The sequence below is a fragment of the Candidatus Poribacteria bacterium genome (assembly GCA_026702755.1).
Lineage (GTDB): Bacteria > Poribacteria > WGA-4E > WGA-4E > WGA-3G > WGA-3G.
In genome coordinates this window covers 1-5,118 of sequence record JAPPBX010000002.1, presented here as the reverse complement: position 1 = coordinate 5,118, position 5,118 = coordinate 1, and the positions used below count along the sequence as shown (strand labels likewise).

The window sequence follows — 5,118 nt, the reverse complement described above, 5'->3', positions numbered from 1 at the left end:
TTATTGTATCACAATCTTGTTTTAGAGAGTGGTCTAAATTTCCGGTGGCAGTACAGAGGACAACGGTATCACTTCGTTTTTGATAAAGACATCCAGTTCTCGGTTGAGAAATTGCTTAAGGTCTTTGTGAATGAAGAAGTCTGCAGTATTACGGTGTGTATAGATTTGAAGATGTTTCTTGAGGACGGTTACGCCATCTGTCTCTTGTGCAAGGTCACTCAGTGCGTTGTGGTGATCAGTCAAACGTGCCATGATTTCCGACTCGGCAGCATCAATAATTTTGTCCTGTTGTTTTTGACTACTATAGATTTTCTTTTCTTCGTCGGTGAGTGGACGGTATTCAAATGGAATGCACACCTCATCGATTTCTGGATTATATTTTGTTTCTGCAGATAGGGGAATAAAGAAACGTTTTTTGCCTTTAACGTTGTCTTTTTCAACATCTACTTCCCGGAGATCAAAGGTGAAGGTGGTGTCTTGAGGTTTAAATCTATAGATAGAGAAATGTTCACCGCTCTTGACATAGTACTGGTCGCGATTTGCCCAATGAAGGTAGACCTCTTCGCCGTTGTAAGGAACAGCATAGCGTTCGGTTTGGGAATAGCGTCTGCGCGGAATAAAATCGCCGTTATCGTAGTATCGGGAGAAAAAAGTGTAGAGGTGATTATAGACAGCATTTTCGCGCTGGTCTGGGGTTTGCGGTTCACCTCGTTTTTCTTTTGCCGCTAGAAATTTCTTGACAATAGGTACCTGTGCAAAAGCCTCATTGATGGGGTTGTCATCTTCATCTAACATGCCATCCGGAATTTGCTCTCGTAAAGATTCAAATTCTTTTCGTTCGGATTCAATTTCAGCATTTGCCTCAAGTGCTTTGTTGACGATGGTGGGGAGTTCTTCGTCAATGAAATTTTGGATCTGGTCGCGTCTATAGTTAATGATACGGTAGATACCGAAGTCAAGGTCGGTGTCATCTGCGCGGAAGAGTTGTTGGAGAAGATTTTGTAATTTTTGTAAGGACTCTTGCATATTTTTCAATCTTGTTGCCTGAAAATGGTGGTTTTGGATTGTGTTTTAATTATACACTGATTCTTGTAAAATGTCAAAAAATTGAATAATGTGGACGCATTCAGTTTTCATTACGAGCGTTTATTTCCATTAGTTTTCACGTGCCAATATTTCAAAGACTGGCATCACTCTTTCGACGAGTTCGGCGTGTCGTCCAGACAAGCGATCATGCGCTGTCTGGAGTGCCTTGTGTTCTCTGGTGAGAGCATCGAGCCCGGCTCGGAGAGTCGCGTTTTCCTCTTTCAAGATTTCGTGTTCTTGCTGTAGGGCGTTATACCGCTGGTCAGCAGCACTTTGGAAGTTGCTAAACTCTTGCTGTAGGGCGTTATACCGTTGTTGCAGATTTTTGTGTTCTTCGTATAGGGCATTATACCGTTGGTCTTCGCGCTTTTTGACGATCCATCCAGTAGCCGCGGCGATTATGCCGAAGCTAAATATCCCTATATCTATGAGACTGATTGTAGCCCAACTGAAATCCATTTCATTTTCCCTATCGCTTTATTATTACTCTAACTTCTGTGATTGTGCACTGGCAATCATGGTTATCCTAATTTGCATTAAGTCTAACATTTTCAAGCACGACTGTCAAGAAAAATTGTGGATACCCAGAATCGAGATTAGGAAACTTCACCAGCATGGAAGGGACAATCTTTAGATATTCGTACTACTTAGGGAACGGAACGCGTTCGTATATTTCTTGTAGGGACCGCCTCAGCATCAGGGATTGCTTTGCGTTCTAAAGTGATGTATTCTTCCGGTGTGAAATATCCGTGAGATATCCTCATCGTCATAATTTCCTCATTTTTGTGTGAAACCTGCTAACTTCTAAAGAGGTTGAGGTATTTCTCCAATACAAAGAGACGGTTACGAGAAAAGCCAGTGACCTCCTTTAGTATACCAAGGTCGGTCAAAGATTTTAAGAGCAGATTTGCACTTGAAAAAGCCATACCCAATTCCTTTGTCGCTAATTTTGCGTTGACTATTGACTGCGCGAACATAGACCGAAGTAATTTATGTGCGTTTTTCGCTCTGGAACCAAGCGTTAGGATCTGTTCTTCATATTCTTGACGAAGCGAGATAATTTCTCGGAATACCTCAATTCCATGCTGTGCGGTGTCAACGATGCCGCTTAAGAAAAATACGATCCACTGCTCTAAATCATTTGATGGACGGACTATAGAAAATGAATCGTAATAGGAAGTTCTGTGTCTTTCAAAAAAGGTAGACGTATAGATCACAGGCTTTTGCAATATCTGCGCATCAAGAAGCTGTAAGACAATTAACAATCTTCCACACCTGCCATTTCCATCAAGAAAAGGGTGAATCGTTTCAAACTGATAGTGCGTGATGGCAATTTTGATAAGTTCGGGCATCTGTAGTGATTGGTTATGCCAGAATTTTTCCAGATCACTTAGGAGGTCTGGAAGTTCCTCTGGTGAAGGCGGGACGAAAAATGCATTGGCAAGTGACGAACCACCAATCCAGTTTTGACTTTTACGAATTTCTCCAGGGGCTCTGTGTTGCCCGCGAACGCCGGAGAGTAAAATCTTGTGTGCATCCTTTAGGAGCCGTATACAAAGTGGAAGTTCAGGCAGTTTGGCTATTGCGAAGTTCATCGCTTTGATATAATTCTGGACTTCATCCCAATCATCACGTTTTTCTGGCTCAATTTCCTCCTGTGGCAGCAAAACATCATCAAGTTCAGTTTTAGTTCCTTCAATCAGATTAGAGTCTCTCGCTTCTTTCACAACCTTCATTCGGATGAAAAAATCAATATCCGGTATAAGTTCAGCATAAGCGTTTAATTCACCTAAAAACCGTCCCGCTTGTTCCAGCAGCACATCTATCCGCGGATTATCCCAGATAAAACGCTCATTTATAAAGGAGGGTGTAAAACTTTTATATTCTTGTTGTTGCTTGTATTCGCCTGCTACGAATTTTTTCATATTATGATTCTCTCAATTTTTCGCAATATAGAATTCCATATTTTGATTTTTAGGAATTTTTCATAATATAAAATTCTATATTATGAAAAGTGATAATATAGTATGACTTTAACTCTCTGAAAGCGTATTTTGGACTTCGTTGACGATAGCGTCAGGTTCAATGCCTTCACCTTGACCTTCGAAGTTGAGGAGAATACGGTGGCGGAGTGCGGGAAGTAGCACGCTGTCGAGATCCGAGAAGGCGACGTTATATCGCTCGTCAAGGAGGGCATGGATTTTAGCGGTGAGGGCTATCGCTTGGACACTCCGAATACCAGCACCGAGATGGACGTATTGTTTGACAATCTCCGGTGCGTTCTCGGAATCTGGGTGTGTCGCACGGACGAGTCGGATAATATGGCGTTCGACATGTTCGGCGATGGGCACTTGCGGGACAAGTCGACGCATCTCGTTGAGCGTCTCAGCATTTGTGACCTTGTCGATGCTGATGTCAGCACCGGATGTGGTGCGGCGTAGGATTTCGACGATCTCGTCTTCACTCGGAAACTCGATAAGGAGTTTGAATAGGAATCGATCCAGTTGCGCTTCTGGAAGTGGATAAGTGCCTTCCATTTCCAGCGGGTTTTGTGTCGCGAGAACGCAAAACGGTTCCTCTAACGTGTGGCTGGTGCGTCCGACGGTGACGGTGCGTTCTTGCATCGCCTCAAGGAGTGCGGATTGTGTGCGCGGTGTGGCGCGGTTAATCTCATCAGCGAGGATGAGTTGGGAAAAAATGGGTCCCTGTTGGAATTCAAACTGCCTTCTGCCGTGTTCATCCTCAACGAGAAGCGTTGTACCTGTGATGTCGGAAGGCATCATATCCGGTGTGAATTGGATGCGCTTGAAGGAGAGATCCAGTGCTTCGCTGAGGGTATGAATCAGCTGCGTCTTGCCTAAACCGGGAATACCCTCAAGGAGTGCGTGTCCATTGGCGAGTAAACAGAAAAGGACACCTTCAATAATCGCGTCTTGACCGACAATGCGTTTTTGGACTTCGGTTTTGACATTGTAAAAGGTTTCTCGGAACTGCTGGATTTGGGTTTCTAAGTTCATGTTGTTTCGGCGCGCTTAGATGAAGTTCAAGTAAATATTTCGGTAATTCAATAAAAAGCAGTTTCAATAAAAAGGAATCTCCAATCCTGAAAATCCTTGAATCTTGTAAATCCTGCTTCAGACAATTAACATCGCACATTACCGAATTAAATTCTTAATCTTCATGAAAGCGCGCCTACCGGAGTTGGATTCTACCAATTGTCCCTTGTGACATAGAGAGAACGGTTTTCCATGGGGAGTGAGATGTGCTTACCGCCAAGCCGATGCGATTCGATCATACCCATGAGCGTCTCTTGACTGCGTCGTGCGAGATGAACGGGTCCCTTGGTCTCGCGGTCCTCATCGAGTGCTTCGGCGATGTCGGTGATTCCCATAACGGTGCCTGTAGCGCGGGATGTTTCTGGAAACGGCACCTCTTCAAAGAAGGTCCCATCCTTTTTTCGGAATTGGATTTCTCTGCTGTTGTTTTGCACACGGATCTTACCCCCGGTGCCGCAGACCTCGTACTCGGGTCCCGTGCCTGCAGTGTTGTAACCGTGAACCCCATTGGAATAGCGGATGTAACCGCAAGCGATACCTGGGTCAACGTTGAGACGGTTACCATCCCAATCCGAATCATTGCATATAATCGCGCCTTGCACGAAGTCAACCTCCGGGTCACCCGCGAGGAAGAGGAGCATATCAGCGGCGTGGGTCAATCCCCAGAGCGCGGAACTGGCTCCGTATTGGGCAATGGAGCATTGGACATCGCCGATTTCGCCAGCATCCACGAGTTCGCGAATTTTGCGATAAATCGGCATGTAACGGCGTTGCGTGCCGTAGTTGAATTTGACACCGTGCTTTTGAACGATGTCTACCATGATGTCCGCCTCTTCCATAGAGCAGCAGAGCGGCTTTTCACAGTAGATACCCTTGACACCGTTTTCAGCAGCGAAGACGGTAATGTCGGCGTGGGGACCGGGACGCGTGGCGATACAGACGATGTCGGGTTTCTCTTTTTCGATCATCTCTTGGT

The 5,118-nt window shown here is 44.9% G+C and carries 5 protein-coding genes; all 5 read right to left on the bottom strand.

Features of this window, described 5'->3' with window-relative positions; translation table 11 throughout:
- Positions 1–33 precede the first annotated feature (33 nt).
- Positions 34–1,026, bottom strand: coding sequence for a hypothetical protein (locus OXH39_00730; GenBank protein MCY3548954.1), 993 nt, complete (start codon positions 1,024–1,026; stop codon positions 34–36).
- Positions 1,027–1,155: 129 nt separating this feature from the next.
- A complete protein-coding gene (locus OXH39_00725; GenBank protein ID MCY3548953.1) occupies positions 1,156–1,545 on the bottom strand; it encodes a hypothetical protein in 390 nt (129 codons plus the stop codon).
- Positions 1,546–1,883: 338 nt separating this feature from the next.
- The gene (locus OXH39_00720; GenBank protein MCY3548952.1) at positions 1,884–3,011 is read right to left on the bottom strand and encodes a Fic family protein; all 1,128 of its coding nucleotides are present in this window, start codon (positions 3,009–3,011) and stop codon (positions 1,884–1,886) included.
- A gap of 108 nt (positions 3,012–3,119) precedes the next feature.
- Positions 3,120–4,103, bottom strand: coding sequence for an AAA family ATPase (locus OXH39_00715; GenBank protein MCY3548951.1), 984 nt, complete (start codon positions 4,101–4,103; stop codon positions 3,120–3,122).
- A gap of 191 nt (positions 4,104–4,294) precedes the next feature.
- Positions 4,295–5,118: Gfo/Idh/MocA family oxidoreductase (locus tag OXH39_00710; protein ID MCY3548950.1), on the bottom strand; the 824-nt coding region annotated here is incomplete at its 5' end.

What these genes read in the sequence shown, in the direction of transcription:
- OXH39_00715 (MCY3548951.1), bottom strand. Translation starts at nt 4,103, where the DNA reads ATGAACTTAGAAACCCAAATCCAGCAGTTCCGAGAAACCTTTTACAAT.
- OXH39_00720 (MCY3548952.1), bottom strand. Translation starts at nt 3,011, where the DNA reads ATGAAAAAATTCGTAGCAGGCGAATACAAGCAACAACAAGAATATAAA.
- OXH39_00725 (MCY3548953.1), bottom strand. Translation starts at nt 1,545, where the DNA reads ATGGATTTCAGTTGGGCTACAATCAGTCTCATAGATATAGGGATATTT.
- OXH39_00730 (MCY3548954.1), bottom strand. Translation starts at nt 1,026, where the DNA reads ATGCAAGAGTCCTTACAAAAATTACAAAATCTTCTCCAACAACTCTTC.